This window comes from Brucella sp. BE17 (genome assembly GCF_039545455.1).
Taxonomy (GTDB): domain Bacteria; phylum Pseudomonadota; class Alphaproteobacteria; order Rhizobiales; family Rhizobiaceae; genus Brucella.
Genome location: NZ_CP154467.1, coordinates 1,700,723 through 1,716,619, shown reverse-complemented (window position 1 = coordinate 1,716,619; position 15,897 = coordinate 1,700,723). Strand labels below are relative to the sequence as shown.

Genomic DNA, 15,897 nt, shown 5'->3' with positions numbered 1-15,897 from the left:
TTAGGAACTAATCGTGCTTGAGCTGAAAGGCATCAAAAAAAGCTTTGGCCGGATCGAGGTTCTTCACGGGGTTGATCTGAAAGTGCGCGTGGGTGAAGTCCACGCCCTTCTTGGTGAGAACGGCGCGGGCAAATCCACGCTGATGAAGATACTCTCCGGTATCCTCCACCCTTCTGAAGGCGAGATCTGGATTGACGACAAAGAGCGCCATTTCGCCGATTACGACGATGCCATCCGTGCTGGTATCGGCATTGTGTTTCAGGAGTTCAGCCTCATTCCGCATCTCAATGCGGTTGAAAACATGTTTCTGGCGCGTGAAATGCGCAATCGTCTCAGGCTTCTCGACCGGTCTGCGATGCGCACCCGTGCGCGTGAAATCATGGCAAAGCTCGGCGTGGATGTTCGGCTGGATGTGCCGATCAACCGGCTTTCGGTTGCCGAGCAACAATTTGTTGAAATCGCCAAGACGCTGGCGCTCGATGCGCGTATTCTTATTCTGGATGAGCCGACGGCAACGCTGACGCCATCCGAAGTCGAACATCTTTTCAAGGTGATGCGTGAATTGCGCCGTCAGGGCGTGGCAATCATTTTCATCTCCCATCACCTTGAGGAGATTTTTGAGATCTGCGACCGGATCACGGTTTTACGCGATGGCAATTACATCAATTCCTGCGATGTTTCCGAGGTCGATAATGACCGTCTGGTCGAGATGATGGTCGGACGACGTCTGGAAGCGGGCTTTCCGCCAAAAGCCGTCGTCGATGTATCGACGGCCCCCATTATTGACGTCGAAGCGCTGCAATTGCGCAAAAATGGCCCTGTCTCGCGCTTTGATTTGCGCAAGGGTGAGATTTTGGGTTTTGCCGGTCTGGTTGGCTCGGGCCGCACAGAAAGCGTTCTGGCGATCCTTGGCGCGCATCCGTCTGTCCAATGCAAGATGAAGCTTGATGGCGTGGAGACACGGTTTTCCGGCCCCGATCAGGCGCTTGAAACAGGCATCGGGCTTTTGCCGGAAAGCCGGAAAGAACAGGGGCTGATCACCAGCTTTTCGATCCTGCAAAACATTTCTCTTAACAATTACGGCAAATATCGCCGCCTGCACTGGTTTGTCGATCTCAAAAAAGAGCTGGAAGCCACAAAGGCCGCCATGCAGCAGGTGCGCGTAAAGGCACAGGGGCCGCATGCGCGCATCGACACGCTTTCGGGCGGCAATCAACAGAAAGTCGTTATTGCACGCTGGCTCAATCATGACATGCGCGTGCTCATTTTCGACGAACCCACACGCGGCATTGATGTTGGTGCGAAGGCAGAAATCTATGCCCTCATGCGCGCTTTCACCAATGCCGGATATTCGATCATCATGATTTCTTCCGAACTGCCCGAAATCATCGGCATGTCAGACAGGGTTTGCGTGTTCCGTTCCGGCGGCATCGTCGCAACGATTGAGGGTGAGAAAATCACGTCCGAGGAAATCATGACCCAGGCCACAACGGGGAAACCGCACTATGTCCAATGATGCAAATATTGCCACAGTTGAAAAGAAGAGCGGCTTTTCACTGCGCCATTGGCTGCATTCGCCGCTGGTGCTGCCCTTGGCGGGCCTGATCGTCGTCTCTCTCCTGATGGGGCTTGCCAGCGACAACTTCTTCAGCGTCTCCAACATTTTGAATGTGTTGCGGCAGGTCTCCATCGTGGCGGTGCTGGCGGTCGGCATGACTTTTGTCATTCTCACCGGTGGTATCGATCTGTCTGTCGGCGCAGTCATGGCATTGGTCGGAACCCTTGCTTCCGGCCTCATGGTGCATGCGGGGATCCCGGCAAGTGCTGCTCTTGCTCTTGGCCTGCTCATCGGACTTGCAATTGGTACCATCAACGGTGTGCTTGTCGCATGGGGACGAATGCCTGCTATTATCGTGACGCTTGCCACCATGGGCATGGCGCGCGGTCTCGGCCTTATTTATTCCGGCGGATATCCGATCAGCGGCCTGCCAAGCTGGGTTTCATGGTTTGGCGTCGGGCGCATCGGCATGATCCCGGTGCCGGTCATCATCATGGTGATCATCTATGCGATTGCGTGGGTGTTGCTCGAAAGAACGGCCTTCGGGCGACATGTCTATGCGTTGGGTGGCAATGAAACTGCAGCCCGGCTTTCAGGCGTGAAGACGCTGCGTGTCAAGCTTGCCGTCTATGCGATCTCGGGCCTCACATCGGCACTGGCTGCGGTTATTCTGACCGGGCGTCTGATGAGCGGCCAGCCCAATGCGGGCGTGGGCTTCGAGCTTGATGCCATCGCCGCAGTCGTTTTAGGCGGCACGGCTATTGCCGGTGGGCGCGGTCTGGTACTCGGCACGCTGATCGGCGCGATCCTTTTGGGCATTTTGAACAATGGTCTCAACCTGATGGGCATCAATCCGTATCTGCAGGATGTGATCAAGGGCGGAATCATATTGCTTGCCATCTATATCGGGCGTGAGTGGCGCTAATCATCTTAAAATCTGCCGGAAACAGGCCGGCTGCATAGACAGGAGAGTAAAATGGCGGAATCGCTTCAAGGCAAGATTGCAGTCATCACGGGGGCTGCTTCAGGTATTGGACTGGCTACGACCAAGACACTGCTTGCCGCAGGTGCCACGGTCGTGTTGGTGGATCGCAATGAGGCAGCGCTCAACGCGCTCGTAAGCGAACTTGGCGAGAAGGCGATCGCACAGGTGACTGATCTGCTCAATGCGGAAAGCTGTGCCGCGATGGTGCCGGAAATCCTGAAGAAGGTCGATCATATCGATATTCTTTATTGTAATGCTGGCACCTATATTGGTGGCGATCTGACGGAAACCACAGCCGAAGCCATCGATCAGATGCTCAACCTCAACGTCAATGCGGTCATCAAGAATGTTCATGCCGTCGCGCCGCACATGATCGAGCGCAAGACCGGCGACATCATCGTCACCTGTTCAATCGCTGGCCATTACCCGACCTATTGGGAGCCAGTCTATGCTTCGTCCAAATGGGCTGTCACCTGCTTCGTTCAGACCATGCGTCGCCAGATGATCCCGCATGGTGTGCGTGTGGCGCAAGTCTCGCCCGGTCCGGTGGTGTCGGCGCTTCTGGCCGACTGGCCGGAGGAAAATCTGCGCAAGGCAAAAGAATCAGGCAGCCTGATCGATCCGAGCGAAGTGGCGGATGCGGTTGAATATATGCTAACGCGCAAGCGCACAGTCACGATCCGCGATATGTTGGTTCTGCCGACCAATTTCGACCGGGTATAATCGCGTTTCACGGAGTGAAATCTCAATGGTCCCAAAATATCTGATTGGCGTCGATGTCGGCACGGGTTCCGCCCGCGCCGGTGTTTTTGATCGCTCAGGCAAGCTTCTGGCCACAGCCAAACGAGCGCTCGATCTTTATCGGGATGATCGCGGTTTCGTCGAGCAATCAAGCCAGCAGATATGGCGGGCGGTATGTGATGCCGTTCGTGAAAGTGTGGCACGGGCCGGTATTGATCCGACTGCGGTGGCAGGCATTGGTTTTGATGCCACTTGCTCGCTCGTCGTCATTGGCGCGGATGAAAAAATTCTCCCGGTGAGTAGCGACAGCGAGCGCGATATCATTGTGTGGATGGACCATCGCGCACTCGAACAGGCCGAGCGGATCAATGCAGGCCACCATGATGTACTCAAATATGTCGGCGGGCGTATTTCGCCCGAAATGCAGACGCCAAAACTACTTTGGCTGCGCGAAAATAATCCCGAAACCTATGCTAAGGCGCGGCATTTTTTTGATCTCACGGATTTTCTGACGTTTAAGGCGAGCGGCGCACTTGAGCGCTCTTCCTGTACCGTGACCTGTAAATGGACCTATCTGGCGCATGAAGGGCGATGGGATGCGGACTATTTTCGGTCAATTGGTCTGGGCGATCTCGCAGACGATGACTTTGCCCGCATAGGGCAAAGCATCGTCGCACCCGGCACCGCCCTTAACCAGGGTTTGACAGCCGATGCAGCAGCCGAAATGGGGCTCGTCTCAGGCATTGCCGTTGCCGCAGGACTGATTGATGCCCATGCGGGTGGCGTGGGAACGGTGGGCGCTCAGGGTGGTGTTGCCGATCCTGTGAAATGTCTCGCCTATGTCTTTGGCACCTCGTCCTGCACAATGACAACGACGGTAGAAGCCGCATTTGTTCCCGGTGTCTGGGGGCCTTATTATTCGGCCATGCTGCCAGGCAAATGGCTCAATGAAGGCGGACAATCGGCAGCGGGTGCTGCAATCGATCATCTCGTACAATGTCAACCGGCAGCGCTCGAAGCCAGCATGCTCGCAAAAGCAGAAGGCAAATCCCTGCCGCAATGGCTTGGTGACCGGGCATTGATGCTAGCAAATTCACCGAGCGACGCCATAAGGCTCGCCGATCTTTTGCATGTGGTCCCGGAATTCTTGGGTAATCGTGCACCCTTTGCCGATCCGCAGGCGCGTGCGGTGATTCTAGGTCAGGGCATGGAGACAGGGGTGGACAGCCTTGTCGCGCTTTATATTGCCGGTGTTTGCGGTCTTGGCTATGGCCTGCGCCAGATCATCGATACGCAAAGCGCAAATGGCGCTCCGGTTCAGGCCATCAGCATCAGCGGTGGCGCTGGTGCTCATCCGCTCATCCGCCAGCTTCTGGCCGATGCGTCGGGCCTGCCCGTCGAGGTGATCGATTGCGATGAGCCGGTCCTGCTTGGATCGGCAATTCTGGGCGCCATGGCGGCAGCTCTTTTTGCCGATACGGAAACGGCCATGGGAGCCATGTCGCGCGTCGGCACACAATGCCTGCCGCAAGCGGACATCAGAGCAGTGCATGACGCACGTTATAAGGCTTTTCTGACATTGCAGCACAGCGCCCGAGATATACGTCAGAGCATGGCACAGGCACTATCAGCATAATTCATTGTTTTAATAACAGGCGGGGGATCTCGCCAAAGAGGTTGTTACTATGCAGTTTTCGGGAAAAACCGTCATTGTTACCGGGGCAGGCAAAGGTATTGGTCGCGCCTGTGCGCAATTGATGGCCAATCGTGGCGCAGAAGTGGTGGCGCTGAGCCGTACCCAGTCTGATCTCGATAGCTTGCGTGCGGAAATCGGCGGTCGTTCGATCCGTGTCGATCTGGCCGATGTAAAAGCCGCGCGTGACGCGTTCAAAGAGGCTGGGCTATGCGATTATCTCATCAATAGCGCAGGCACCAATGTTCTTGAGAGCGTTTTTGATATGAGCGATGCCGGTTATGAGGCAGTTATGAGCATCAATCTGCGCGCAGCGCTGATTGGGTGTCAGGAGTTTGCCCGCATGCGCGTGGCAGCGGGCGGCGGCGGCGCTATCGTCAATATCACATCCATTGCCGGGCATCGCGGTTTTCAGGACCATTTGTGTTATGCCGCATCCAAGGCAGGGCTTGAAGGCGCAACGCGGGTTCTCGCCAAGGAACTGGGACCGCATGGTATCCGTGTCAATGCGGTTGCTCCCACAATCACACTGACCGAGCTGGCGCTTGAAGCATGGAGCGATCCCGCAAAAAGCGCGCCGATGATGGTGCGCCATCCGGTTAATCGCTTTGCCCAATCGCAAGATGTTGCGCAGGCAATTGCGCTGCTTTTAGGTGATGACAGCGCGATGGTCACAGGGATTACCTTGCCAGTAGATGGTGGTTTTCTGGCAGTGTGATCGGTCGCGGGTGATGGTGCGAACGAGTCCCCATTCTAATGCAGGACATGACTGAAAAGCGATCGGTGCTTTCTGTTCAGTCGCCCAGCACCTGACGGTCGTCGCCATCGCGCGAGCGGACGAGTTCTTCCTTGATCTGGCGTAGAATGCGCACTGCACGGTTGCGATCCGCATAGGCGACCATATTGGCCAGGATGTCGACGGCTGCGAGATAGGCATAGCGCGTGGAGGTCGGGCGGAAGATGTTATTGCCTTCCTGAAGGTCAATTGCGATGAGCACATCGCAGGCTTTTGCAAGAGGCGAGTTGCTCTGCGTGATGACGATCGTCGGGATGCTCCGCTCCCGCAAGAGTTTGACGCAATGCAACAGATCGGGATCGCGTCCGGTGATCGACGAGCCGATCATCACCGTTCCGGGCAGGGCGGCAGAAGAGAGCATGATATTCATGCTGTGGTCATTGGATGAATGAATAGGGCAACCAAGGCGGAACAGCCGGTTATGCAACTCATTGGCGATCATCGCCGAGTTCCCGCTTGCCCCGAAAGCCTGAATGAAACTGGCACCACGCAAAAGGTCAGCGGCCTTGCTGATCGCTTCGAGATCGAGTTGGCGATGCAATTGAAACAGCGCATTCTGCGCTTTGGTGATGATATCTTCCGCAACTTCTTCGACGCTGCTGGTCTGGGTTTCCGGTGTAAGGTAACGCAGTCCCACATAGGTTATTTTGGCTAATTGCACCTTGAAGTCGGAATAGCCCTGACAGCCAAGATGGCGACAGAACCGTGTCACGGTCGGCGCGGAAACCTTCACTTTTGCAGCCAGTTCACTGATGGATGAATTGACAACAAAATCCACATTGTCGAGCACAAAACCCGCGAGTTTTTTCTCAAGTACTGAAAGCCTGCCGTCTTCATCGCTGAGCGCGTGAATAATATCCATAGGAGCGTGTTGTCCCTTCGATGCAGGCGCGAATTCTGAAAAATAATTACACATTTATGGAAAATACCTGCAATAGTGTCAACACGAACGGCAGAAATCTGCCCTTCAGGAAAATTATATACACGGTTTCTGAGACAAGAGGTTTCCGGATGACATTCCCCTGGCCCGAAGTGGGTACACGCATAGACGATCTGCCAACGCCTTTGCCCATTATTGATGAAGACAGGCTTGCAGCGAATATCGCCCGTGCACAGGACTATATCGCAAAGAGCGGCAAGTCGTTTAGGCCGCACATCAAGACGCACAAGATTCCAGCGATCGCCCGTCAGCAGGTCGAGGCAGGTGCTGTGGGCATCAATTGCCAGAAAGTCACCGAAGCTGAGGTTTTTGCGGCTGCGGGGTTCGACGATATTCTCATCACCTACAATATTCTGGGAAAAGCCAAGCTCGCTCGGCTGAAGGCGTTGAATGACAAGATCGGCGCGCTAAAGGTAACAGCAGACAATGCGACAGTGGTGGCAGGGCTTGCCGAAACCTTTGATACGGAACGTCCTCTGTCCGTGCTTGTCGAATGCGATACGGGTGGCAAGCGCTGTGGTGTACAGACACCGGACGCGGCTGTTGCGCTGGCAAAGCTCATTGCCGCACAATCCGGTTTGCGCTTTGCCGGTATTCTGACCTATCCGGCTATCGGCGGCGCGCAGGCTGTGGAGCGCTTTATTGTCGATACGATGGAAAAGCTCCAGGCAGAGGGGCTGGATTGTCCGGTCCGTTCCAATGGCGGCTCACCAGACCTTTATTCTGCAAATCTGGTGCCATCTGCAACCGAGCATCGTGCCGGCACCTATGTGTATAATGATCGCAGCATGGTGCGTGCCGGGCAATGCACCGCCAACGATCTTGCCATGCACATTCTGGCAACCGTTGTTTCGCGCCCGGCTGAAAACCGGGCGGTTCTTGACTGCGGTTCCAAGGCGCTGACATCCGACCTTTTGGGGTTTTCCGATTTTGGCGCTATTGAGGGCTTTGAAGGCGCGCGTATCGTCTCGCTTTCGGAAGAACACGCCGTGGTCGATCTCAGCGACTGCAAACTCGATTTTCCCGCCATTGGTGCGATGGTTCGGGTCATTCCCAACCATACCTGCGTCGTCAGCAATTTGTTTGACCGGATGGTTTTCCATCGTGACGGCGTTGTAACGCGTGTCGAAGATGTCGCCGCACGCGGAACGGTCTGGTAAGCTTCACCGAACTGTGTAGACTTGAAATACGAACAAAATTTTCATGAAAAAAAGAGCTTCCGTGAGGCTCTTTTTTTCATGATTGGACCGCGCAGTGTTTTCCTTGTCGCAGCCTTTGACGGGCTTGTTGCAGCTAACCGGTTCGATTGTCGTCTTATTTTGATGACGCTGTAATTGAATGACACTCTTTTCGATGAAAATCAATTTCATGAAATTTACATAACGTCTAATTTGGCTCCGAAATGGCCCGTAAATCCGGTTGACATACAGCCTCACTCTCGCATTATTAAGAAAATAAATTACAAAATAAGAGGCGAACTGCGAGGACGTTTTCATAAATCGTGTCGAATGATGAAATTCTTGCAACCGTGGCAGATGCGACGGAGAGGGATTTTCCAACCTCATTAAAGCTTGGCGATTGCATGCGTATTTTTACAGCCTCACTGGCCACAGAAACCAACACTTTTTCACCGGTTCCAACCGATATGGATGCGTTCAGGGCGGCATTCTATGCGGGACCGGGTGAACATCCAGACACACCGACACTGTGCTCGTCCGTGGTGCCGATCCTGCGTCGACGTGGCCGTGCGGAAGGTTTCACCGTCATTGAGGGTACATCCTGCTGGGCTGAGCCAGCGGGTCTTATTCAGCGCCAGACCTATGAGACTTTGCGCGACATCATTCTGGATGAGTTGAAGGCTGCCTTGCCTGTTGATGGCGTTGTGCTTGGGCTCCATGGCGCCATGGTCGCGCAAGGATATGATGACCCGGAGGGCGATTTTCTGGCGCGTGTGCGCGAGATCGTCGGTCCTGACGTGCTTATCGCAGCGGAATTCGACCCGCACAGCCATTTGACGACCAAGCGCGTCGCCAATCTCGATATCATGGCGACTTTCCTCGAATTCCCACATACGGATTTTGAAGAACGCGGCGAACATGTCGTTGATCTGGCTTTACGCACATTGCGCGGAGAGATCAAACCGGTCATCTCGACATTTGATTGCCGCATGATCACCATCTATCCGACCAGCCGTGAGCCGATGCGCTCCTTCGTCGACCGTCTGGTCGCCCTGCAGGGCAAGAATGGCATTCTTTCCGTATCCGTCATTCACGGCTTCATGGCCGGGGACGCACCGGACATGGGTACGCGCATCATCGTTGTGAGCGATAATGACAAAGCCAAAGGGGACACCTTGGCTCAAAACCTCGGGCACGAGCTTTATGCCATGCGCAAGCGCACAGCCATGCCGATGTTTGAAACGGAAGCCGGGCTTGATCATGCCATTGCGGTGCGTGAGGCAAATCCAACGCTGCCCGTCGTCATCTCCGATATCTGGGATAATCCGGGTGGCGGTGTTGCGGGAGACGCGACCTATATCATTCGCCGCATGATCGAGCGTGGGCTTGATAATTTTGGTGTTGCGACCCTCTGGGACCCGATTGCCGTCTCTTTCTGTCATGCGGCGGGAGAAGGTGCAGAACTCGACATTCGCATTGGCGGAAAATCATCATGGCAGGGCGGCGATCCGCTTGATCTCACGGTTACAATTACAAAAGTGATGGATGCAGGCTGGCAGAGTTTTCGCAAAAGTCGCGTCAATCTTGGTCGCGTCGCGGTGGTGCGACCGGTGGGAACAAAGATCGATATCATCCTGATCACCAGCCGTTCGCAGACCTACGAGCCGGATATTTTCACCAATCTGGATATTGATTTCCGCGCCAAGGATTTCCTGCTGGTCAAGTCGACCAACCATTTTCAGGCCGGTTTTCAGCCAATCACCTCGGAGATCGTTTATATCGCGGCTCCGACATCCTATCCGACAGATCCGGCAACAACGCCCTATCGCAAGGCAAGTCTTGAACTTTGGCCACGGGTCGCCGACCCGCTTGGACTGGATTAATCATTAGGGGAGCGGCGAAACGCCAATCCAAAAAAGGGGAGTAAGTCATGAAGAAAAGTCTCTTGATTGCAGCAGCCACAGCCGCTCTTGCCTGTTCAAGCGCTATCGCGCTGGCCCAGGCTCAAGATGGTGTTCTGACCATTGCAACCATTGGTGAGCCGCCAACACTCGATGTCATGCAGACGCCGACGGATATCGTGCTGACCATTGATCAGCATATTTTTGAAACGCTGTTCACCTATGATGCTGAGTGGAAGTCTGTGCCGCTGCTCGCAGCAGCTATGCCCGAAATATCGGAAGATGGCCTGACCTACCGCATCGCCTTGCGCGAAGGTGTTAAATTCCATGATGGCAGCGATTTCGACGCCAAGGATGTCGTCGCATCGCTCAAACGCTGGATGGAGATCAACACCAAGGGCAAGCAGGTCGCCGAAATTGTCGAAAGCCTCAGCGAAGATGGCGATCATGCGGTGATCTTCAAGCTCAAGTCACGCTATGCGCCGCTTCTGGCCACGCTTTCTCAGGCGTCCGTCATCATTCCGTCCGAGACGGTTGAAGATACGCTGACCAAATTTATCGGCACTGGTCCCTATGCGCTTAAGGAACGCAAGCCCGACCAATATACGCAGCTTGTGCGTTTCGAGGATTACAAATCGCCTGAAGGCGAGCCGAGCAACTATGCCGGAAAACGCGAAGCAATTGCCAAGGAACTGCGTTTCGTGCCAGTTCCCGATGCCAATACCCGCGTCGAAGGCTTGATTTCCGGCCAGTTTGATTTTGCGGATTCCCTACCCGTGAGCACTTTTGAACGCATCGAGGGAAGCGATAAGGCAAAGCCCGTTATTTTTGAGAATACCGGCTGGGCTTCGCTCAACATGAATATGAAGGAAGGCGTGCTGGCCAAGAAGGAACTGCGTCAGGCGGTGCAGGCAGCCTTGAACGCATCCGACATGATGTTGGCAGCTTTTTCTGACGAGCGCTTCTACAGCGTCGATGGTTCGATCTTCCCGAAGGGCTTTTATTGGCACACGGAAGCAGGTGTCGCCCGTTATGGCGAAGGTGATCCCGAAGCTGCTGCGAAGCTCCTTGCGGATGCAGGTTACGACGGCACGCCAATCCGCCTTTTGACCAGTCGCCAATATGAGTTCCACTACAAGATTGGCGAAGTCGCCAAGGCCTATCTGGAAGCTGCCGGTTTCAAGGTTGATTTCCAGGTCGTGGACTGGGCAACACTGACCACACGCCGCGCCGATGCGAAACAATGGGACATTTTCATCACCCATTCCAATTTCCCCGGCGATCCCACCACGATCAATACGATCACCGATTCCTATCCGGGCTGGTATGTTTCCGACCAGAAGACCAAGGCCGTCGCACAATATATGGACGCCACCACGGACGAGGAAAAGCTGAAAGCGTGGGAAGGCATCCAGACCGTCATCTATGACGATGCACCACTTTATAAGGTTGGCAATTTCAACGCCTTGTCCGGTGTTGCCAATACGATCACCGATTATACGCCAACCTACTGGCCGCATTTCTGGAATGTGACCCCGAAAAAGTAAGGCACTCAACATGCAAAGGATCGCTTGGGCACTGTTAAACCGTCTGGTCGGCATGCTGATTGTGCTGGCTCTGGTGGTGACCGTTGTTTTCATCATTGTGCGTGTAACACCGGGCGATCCGGCAGCGGTCATGCTGGGGTCGGATGCGACCCCGCAGGACATTGCCGATCTGCGGGCCAGAATGGGGCTGGATGCACCCCTTCTGGTGCAGTATGCCCAGTTTGTTCTGGGCATATTTCAGGGCGATCTGGGGCAATCCATTTTTCTCAACCAGCCGGTGACGCAGGCGCTTGCCGCGCGTGCCGAGCCGACATTTTTTCTGACCCTGTTTTCTATCCTGATCGCAGTGGTGATTGCGCTTCCGGTCGGAATTCTATCGGCTGTCAAGCGCGGAACCCTTTTCGATCAGTCGGTGGTAACGCTGACGATGATCGCGGCCAGTGTGCCCAGTTTCTGGCTTGGTCTCATCCTCATCCAGACGCTCGCCGTCGGCATGGGCTGGTTTCCAGCGTCTGGCTATGGCGGGCCGGATACTGGCTTTCTTGACCGGCTGCACCATCTCATTTTACCGGCGCTGGCACTTGGTGTTGTCAATTCCGCGCTCATCACGCGCTTCACAAGGGCGGCCATGTTGGATGTTCTGGGCGATGATTATGTGCGCACCGCGCGCGCCAAAGGCGCAAACGAGCGCCGTGTCATTCTCAAGCACGCTTTCAAGAACGCGCTCGTTCCCATCATCACCGTCATCGGCCTGTCGATTGCCATGCTGGTTGCGGGGGCGGTGGTGACAGAGACTGTGTTCGGCCTGCCAGGCATTGGCAATCTGGTGGTGTCCGCCGTTCTCCGACGCGATTACCCGGTTATTCAGGGCACATTGCTTGTGGTTGCCGCAATCTATGTGCTGATCAATTTCATCGTCGATATGCTTTATATTCTGGTTGATCCGAGGGTAAGACTGTGACGCTCGCTTCCTTCTCCATGCCCTTCATTAATAACCTGCGTCGTCTTTTCGGCAATCGGACCATTGCGCTTGGGGCTTTTATTCTGCTGGTCGTGGTGCTTGCCGCGCTGCTGGCACCATGGGTCGCACCTTATGCGCCCAACAAGCTCTCCATTGTCAACAAGTTGCAGGGGCCATCGCTGTCGCATTTCTTCGGCACCGATGAGTTCGGGCGCGATATTTTCTCGCGCGCCATCTACGCGGGGCGCATTTCGCTGCTCGTCAGCCTGGGCGTTGTTGCCATCTCGACGGTTCTTGGCATTATTTTGGGCGTGACGGCTGGCTATTTCCGCAGGCTCGATGCACCGATCTCGCGCCTTCTGGATGCGATGATGTCGTTCCCGGATATTCTTTTGGCAATAGCCCTTGTCGCAGCGCTCGGGCCTTCGCTGATGACTGTCATCATCGCGCTTGGCATCACCTATGCGCCGCGTCTGGCGCGTATCGTGCGCGGCTCGACGCTGGTTATCCGCGAAATGCCCTATATCGAGGCGGCCATCTCGCTTGGATTGCCGACATGGCAGGTTTTGTTGCGCCATGTGCTGCTCAATCTTGCCTCGCCCATTCTCGTTCAGGCAACATTCGTCTTTGCATCGGCCATGCTTGCAGAAGCCAGCCTTTCGTTCCTCGGTGTTGGCGTTTCATCCGACATGCCGACATGGGGAACCATGCTCGCGTCGGGTCGTGAATATATGAACAATGCACCGTGGCTGATGCTGTTTCCGGGTCTGGCAATCGTCTTTTCCGTGCTTTCGCTGCAACTGGTCGGCGATGGTCTGCGCGATCTGGTCGATCCGCGTCTGGCGAGGGAGAGCTGATCATGGCTGAAACAAATCTCGACACAAAGCCGGTTCTCTCGGTTGAAAAACTGACCACGTCCTTCAAGACCGCAGAAGGCTGGCGCGCGGTTATTCGTGACATCGACTTTCAGGTCCATGCCGGTGAAACCGTCGCCATCGTTGGTGAAAGCGGTTCGGGCAAAAGCGTAACAGCGCTTTCCACCATGCGGCTTTTACCTGCTGGAAAATCGCGCTCGGAAGGCCGTATCCTGCTTGATGGGCGTGATTTGTTGCAGGTGTCGGAAGCGGAAATGCGCTCCGTGCGCGGCGGCTCTATCGGCATGATCTTTCAGGAGCCGATGACCTCGCTCAATCCGGTTTTCACCATCGGCAACCAGTTGGCCGAAGCGCTGGTCCTGCATCAGAAACTTAGCTGGAAGCAGGCCGAGGCCGAAGCATTACAACTTATGGAGCGCGTTCGTATTCCCGCTGCAAAGACGCGGCTTCACGAATATCCGCACAAATTTTCAGGCGGCATGCGTCAACGCGTGATGATTGCCATGGCGCTGGCCTGCAAGCCCCGACTGCTGATTGCCGACGAGCCGACAACGGCGCTTGATGTGACCATCCAGGCCGAAATTTTGCATCTCATTCGCGAATTGCAGCGAGAGGAGAATATGGCTGTTCTCTTCATCACCCATGATATGGGCGTGGTGGCAGAGGTCGCTGACCGGACGGTCGTCATGCTGCGCGGTGATATGGTCGAGACGGGTGCCACTAAGGATATTTTTGCGAACCCCAAGGCCGCTTATACAAAGTCGCTTCTCGCCTCCATTCCCCGCCTTGGCACCATGGGTGATGCCATTGCGCCCAAACGCTTTCCGGAAGTGGATCCCAAAACAGGCCAGGCAGAAGATGGCCGCGTGACAAAACCTGTCGCGGTCGACCGCAAACCGGTCCTTCAGGCGTCCGACCTTGTTGTACGTTTCGATCTGCCCAATGGTCGCATTCATGCGGTTGAAAATGTTTCGTTTGATCTGCGACCCGGTGAAACGCTTGCGCTGGTGGGGGAGTCTGGTTGCGGCAAATCCACCACCGGGCGCGCGATCATGCGGCTCTTGCAGCCCACCTCCGGTAGCATCGTCATTGATGGTCAGGACGTGACAAAACTGGGCGCGTCGTCGTTGCGCAGCATGCGCCGCAATGCGCAGATGATCTTTCAGGACCCCTTTGCCTCGCTTAATCCGCGTATCCGTATCGGTGCAGCCATCGCCGAACCGATGCTTTCACATGGGATATTGAATAAAAATCAGGCGAAGGAGAGAGTGGCGGAGCTTCTGCAACAAGTCGGCCTTTCCGCTACCATGGCAAATCGCTTCCCGCATGAGTTTTCCGGTGGTCAGCGCCAGCGTATTTCGATTGCTCGTGCACTGGCGCTTGAACCGAAACTCATCGTTGCCGATGAAGCGGTTTCTGCGCTTGACGTGTCGGTTAAGGCGCAGGTCGCCAATCTGCTGATGGATTTGCAGGAAAAGCACGATCTGGCCTATCTCTTCATCAGTCACGATATGGCTGTGGTCGAACGTATCAGTCACCGTGTGGCTGTGATGTATCTCGGTGAAATCGTCGAGATCGGTCCCCGACAGGCCATATTCAACAATCCGCAGCATCCCTATACGCGCCGCCTCATTGACGCCGTCCCGATTCCTGATCCGGATGCGCGCAAACTCGCGCGGCCGCAACTTGGTGAAGAAATTAAAAGCCCGCTACGGCCGCTCGATTATGTACCGCCACAAAAAAACTATCGGGAAGTTTCACCGGGTCATATGGTGCAGGACGCTCCAGCAGCATGACCGAGAATAAAGCTCAGAAACCGGCTTTCGTCGGCGTGGATTGGGGGACGAGCAGCTTTCGTGCCTGGCTGATGAGCGCTGCGGGGCATGTGCTTTCAGAAAGCAAATCATCTGAAGGTATGCTCCATTGTGCTGAAAATGGCTTCGCTACGGCGCTCGCGGAGCATCTGGAAAAACTGAACGCCCCCACTGGCTTGCCGGTTTTGATCTGTGGCATGGCGGGCGCACGACAGGGCTGGGTTGAAGCGCCATATTGCAAAACACCCACGGTGCTCGACAGTTTGCATCTTGGGTCTGTAGCGGCGCCATTTGAAGCGGACGTTCGTATTTTGCCGGGGCTTGCACAGGCAGATGAAAACAGGCCAGACGTTATGCGAGGCGAGGAAACGCAACTTCTGGGCGCAATAGACAGCGACTTTTCCGGCCTTGTCTGCATTCCCGGCACACACAGCAAATGGGTGCGGATTTCACGCGGTGCCGTAAAATCATTCACGACCTATATGACCGGCGAACTGTTTTCGATTTTGTCCAGTCACAGCATCCTCAAACATGCTGTCGACCGGGAGAACGAAGGGGCACTAAAGAGCTCTGCGTTTTTTACAGGGGTCGAGAAGGGGCTAGAAAATCCCAAGAGCCTGACTTCAAGCCTCTTTGGTCTGCGTGCCAGCCAGCTTCTGGGCTTTTCCGAACGAGCTGACGGTATAGATGGGTTATCAGGTTTGCTCATCGGTGTTGAAATCGCGGATGCGGTTGAAGATGTTACCAAAAATGAGGCGCTTATTCTGATCGGAAGTGGGCGTCTTGCATCTCTTTATGCAAAAGCCATGCGGCATGCCGGTTATGAGCCTGTCAGCATGGATGCAGAAGCCGCATCGCGTGACGGATTGCACAAAGCCGCGTGTAATCTCTGGAATAAGGATAAATAA

The 15,897-nt window shown here is 55.1% G+C and carries 13 protein-coding genes; 12 read left to right on the top strand and 1 reads right to left on the bottom strand.

Annotated elements, in window-relative coordinates; all coding sequences use genetic code 11:
• The first annotated feature begins 13 nt into the window (after positions 1-13).
• Genes AAIB41_RS08315 through AAIB41_RS08295 form a run of 5 tightly spaced genes read left to right on the top strand, consistent with a single transcriptional unit; the run spans position 14 to position 5,695 of the window.
• The gene (locus AAIB41_RS08315; RefSeq protein WP_343312838.1) at positions 14-1,516 is read left to right on the top strand and encodes a sugar ABC transporter ATP-binding protein; all 1,503 of its coding nucleotides are present in this window, start codon (positions 14-16) and stop codon (positions 1,514-1,516) included.
• The gene (locus AAIB41_RS08310; RefSeq protein WP_343312837.1) at positions 1,506-2,483 is read left to right on the top strand and encodes a ribose ABC transporter permease; all 978 of its coding nucleotides are present in this window, start codon (positions 1,506-1,508) and stop codon (positions 2,481-2,483) included. Before AAIB41_RS08315 ends, AAIB41_RS08310 begins: the two co-directional genes overlap by 11 nt.
• A gap of 51 nt (positions 2,484-2,534) precedes the next feature.
• On the top strand, positions 2,535-3,266 hold the full coding sequence (locus AAIB41_RS08305) for an SDR family oxidoreductase (RefSeq protein WP_343312836.1): 732 nt from the start codon (positions 2,535-2,537) through the stop codon (positions 3,264-3,266).
• A 25-nt stretch (positions 3,267-3,291) separates the two neighbouring features.
• Positions 3,292-4,920, top strand: coding sequence for an FGGY-family carbohydrate kinase (locus AAIB41_RS08300; protein WP_343312835.1), 1,629 nt, complete (start codon positions 3,292-3,294; stop codon positions 4,918-4,920).
• A gap of 49 nt (positions 4,921-4,969) precedes the next feature.
• The gene (locus AAIB41_RS08295) at positions 4,970-5,695 is read left to right on the top strand and encodes an SDR family oxidoreductase (RefSeq protein ID WP_343312834.1); all 726 of its coding nucleotides are present in this window, start codon (positions 4,970-4,972) and stop codon (positions 5,693-5,695) included.
• 76 nt (positions 5,696-5,771) lie between these two features.
• Here AAIB41_RS08295 and AAIB41_RS08290 read toward each other — a convergent pair whose 3' ends face one another.
• Positions 5,772-6,635, bottom strand: a complete 864-nt coding sequence (locus AAIB41_RS08290; RefSeq protein WP_343312833.1) for a MurR/RpiR family transcriptional regulator — start codon at positions 6,633-6,635, stop codon at positions 5,772-5,774.
• A 149-nt stretch (positions 6,636-6,784) separates the two neighbouring features.
• Here AAIB41_RS08290 and AAIB41_RS08285 point away from each other — a divergent pair, with 149 nt between their 5' ends.
• From AAIB41_RS08285 to AAIB41_RS08255, 7 genes are all read left to right on the top strand, one after another.
• Positions 6,785-7,873, top strand: a complete 1,089-nt coding sequence (locus tag AAIB41_RS08285; protein WP_343312832.1) for a D-TA family PLP-dependent enzyme — start codon at positions 6,785-6,787, stop codon at positions 7,871-7,873.
• A 422-nt stretch (positions 7,874-8,295) separates the two neighbouring features.
• Entirely contained in the window at positions 8,296-9,774 is a 1,479-nt protein-coding gene (locus AAIB41_RS08280; RefSeq protein ID WP_343312831.1) for a M81 family metallopeptidase, read from the top strand.
• Positions 9,775-9,821: 47 nt separating this feature from the next.
• Positions 9,822-11,339: an ABC transporter substrate-binding protein gene (locus AAIB41_RS08275; protein WP_343312830.1), complete on the top strand. Its 1,518-nt coding sequence runs from the start codon at positions 9,822-9,824 to the stop codon at positions 11,337-11,339.
• Positions 11,340-11,358: 19 nt separating this feature from the next.
• A complete protein-coding gene (locus tag AAIB41_RS08270) occupies positions 11,359-12,300 on the top strand; it encodes an ABC transporter permease (protein WP_343314716.1) in 942 nt (313 codons plus the stop codon).
• A 17-nt stretch (positions 12,301-12,317) separates the two neighbouring features.
• On the top strand, positions 12,318-13,157 hold the full coding sequence (locus AAIB41_RS08265; protein ID WP_343314715.1) for an ABC transporter permease: 840 nt from the start codon (positions 12,318-12,320) through the stop codon (positions 13,155-13,157).
• Entirely contained in the window at positions 13,154-14,971 is a 1,818-nt protein-coding gene (locus tag AAIB41_RS08260; protein WP_343314714.1) for an ABC transporter ATP-binding protein, read from the top strand. Before AAIB41_RS08265 ends, AAIB41_RS08260 begins: the two co-directional genes overlap by 4 nt.
• Positions 14,968-15,897 (top strand): 2-dehydro-3-deoxygalactonokinase, encoded by a 930-nt coding sequence (locus AAIB41_RS08255; protein ID WP_343312829.1) that lies wholly within the window; start codon positions 14,968-14,970, stop codon positions 15,895-15,897. Before AAIB41_RS08260 ends, AAIB41_RS08255 begins: the two co-directional genes overlap by 4 nt.

What these genes read in the sequence shown, in the direction of transcription:
- AAIB41_RS08310 (WP_343312837.1), top strand. Translation starts at nt 1,506, where the DNA reads ATGTCCAATGATGCAAATATTGCCACAGTTGAAAAGAAGAGCGGCTTT.
- AAIB41_RS08305 (WP_343312836.1), top strand. Translation starts at nt 2,535, where the DNA reads ATGGCGGAATCGCTTCAAGGCAAGATTGCAGTCATCACGGGGGCTGCT.
- AAIB41_RS08300 (WP_343312835.1), top strand. Translation starts at nt 3,292, where the DNA reads ATGGTCCCAAAATATCTGATTGGCGTCGATGTCGGCACGGGTTCCGCC.
- AAIB41_RS08295 (WP_343312834.1), top strand. Translation starts at nt 4,970, where the DNA reads ATGCAGTTTTCGGGAAAAACCGTCATTGTTACCGGGGCAGGCAAAGGT.
- AAIB41_RS08290 (WP_343312833.1), bottom strand. Translation starts at nt 6,635, where the DNA reads ATGGATATTATTCACGCGCTCAGCGATGAAGACGGCAGGCTTTCAGTA.
- AAIB41_RS08285 (WP_343312832.1), top strand. Translation starts at nt 6,785, where the DNA reads ATGACATTCCCCTGGCCCGAAGTGGGTACACGCATAGACGATCTGCCA.
- AAIB41_RS08280 (WP_343312831.1), top strand. Translation starts at nt 8,296, where the DNA reads ATGCGTATTTTTACAGCCTCACTGGCCACAGAAACCAACACTTTTTCA.
- AAIB41_RS08275 (WP_343312830.1), top strand. Translation starts at nt 9,822, where the DNA reads ATGAAGAAAAGTCTCTTGATTGCAGCAGCCACAGCCGCTCTTGCCTGT.
- AAIB41_RS08265 (WP_343314715.1), top strand. Translation starts at nt 12,318, where the DNA reads ATGCCCTTCATTAATAACCTGCGTCGTCTTTTCGGCAATCGGACCATT.
- AAIB41_RS08255 (WP_343312829.1), top strand. Translation starts at nt 14,968, where the DNA reads ATGACCGAGAATAAAGCTCAGAAACCGGCTTTCGTCGGCGTGGATTGG.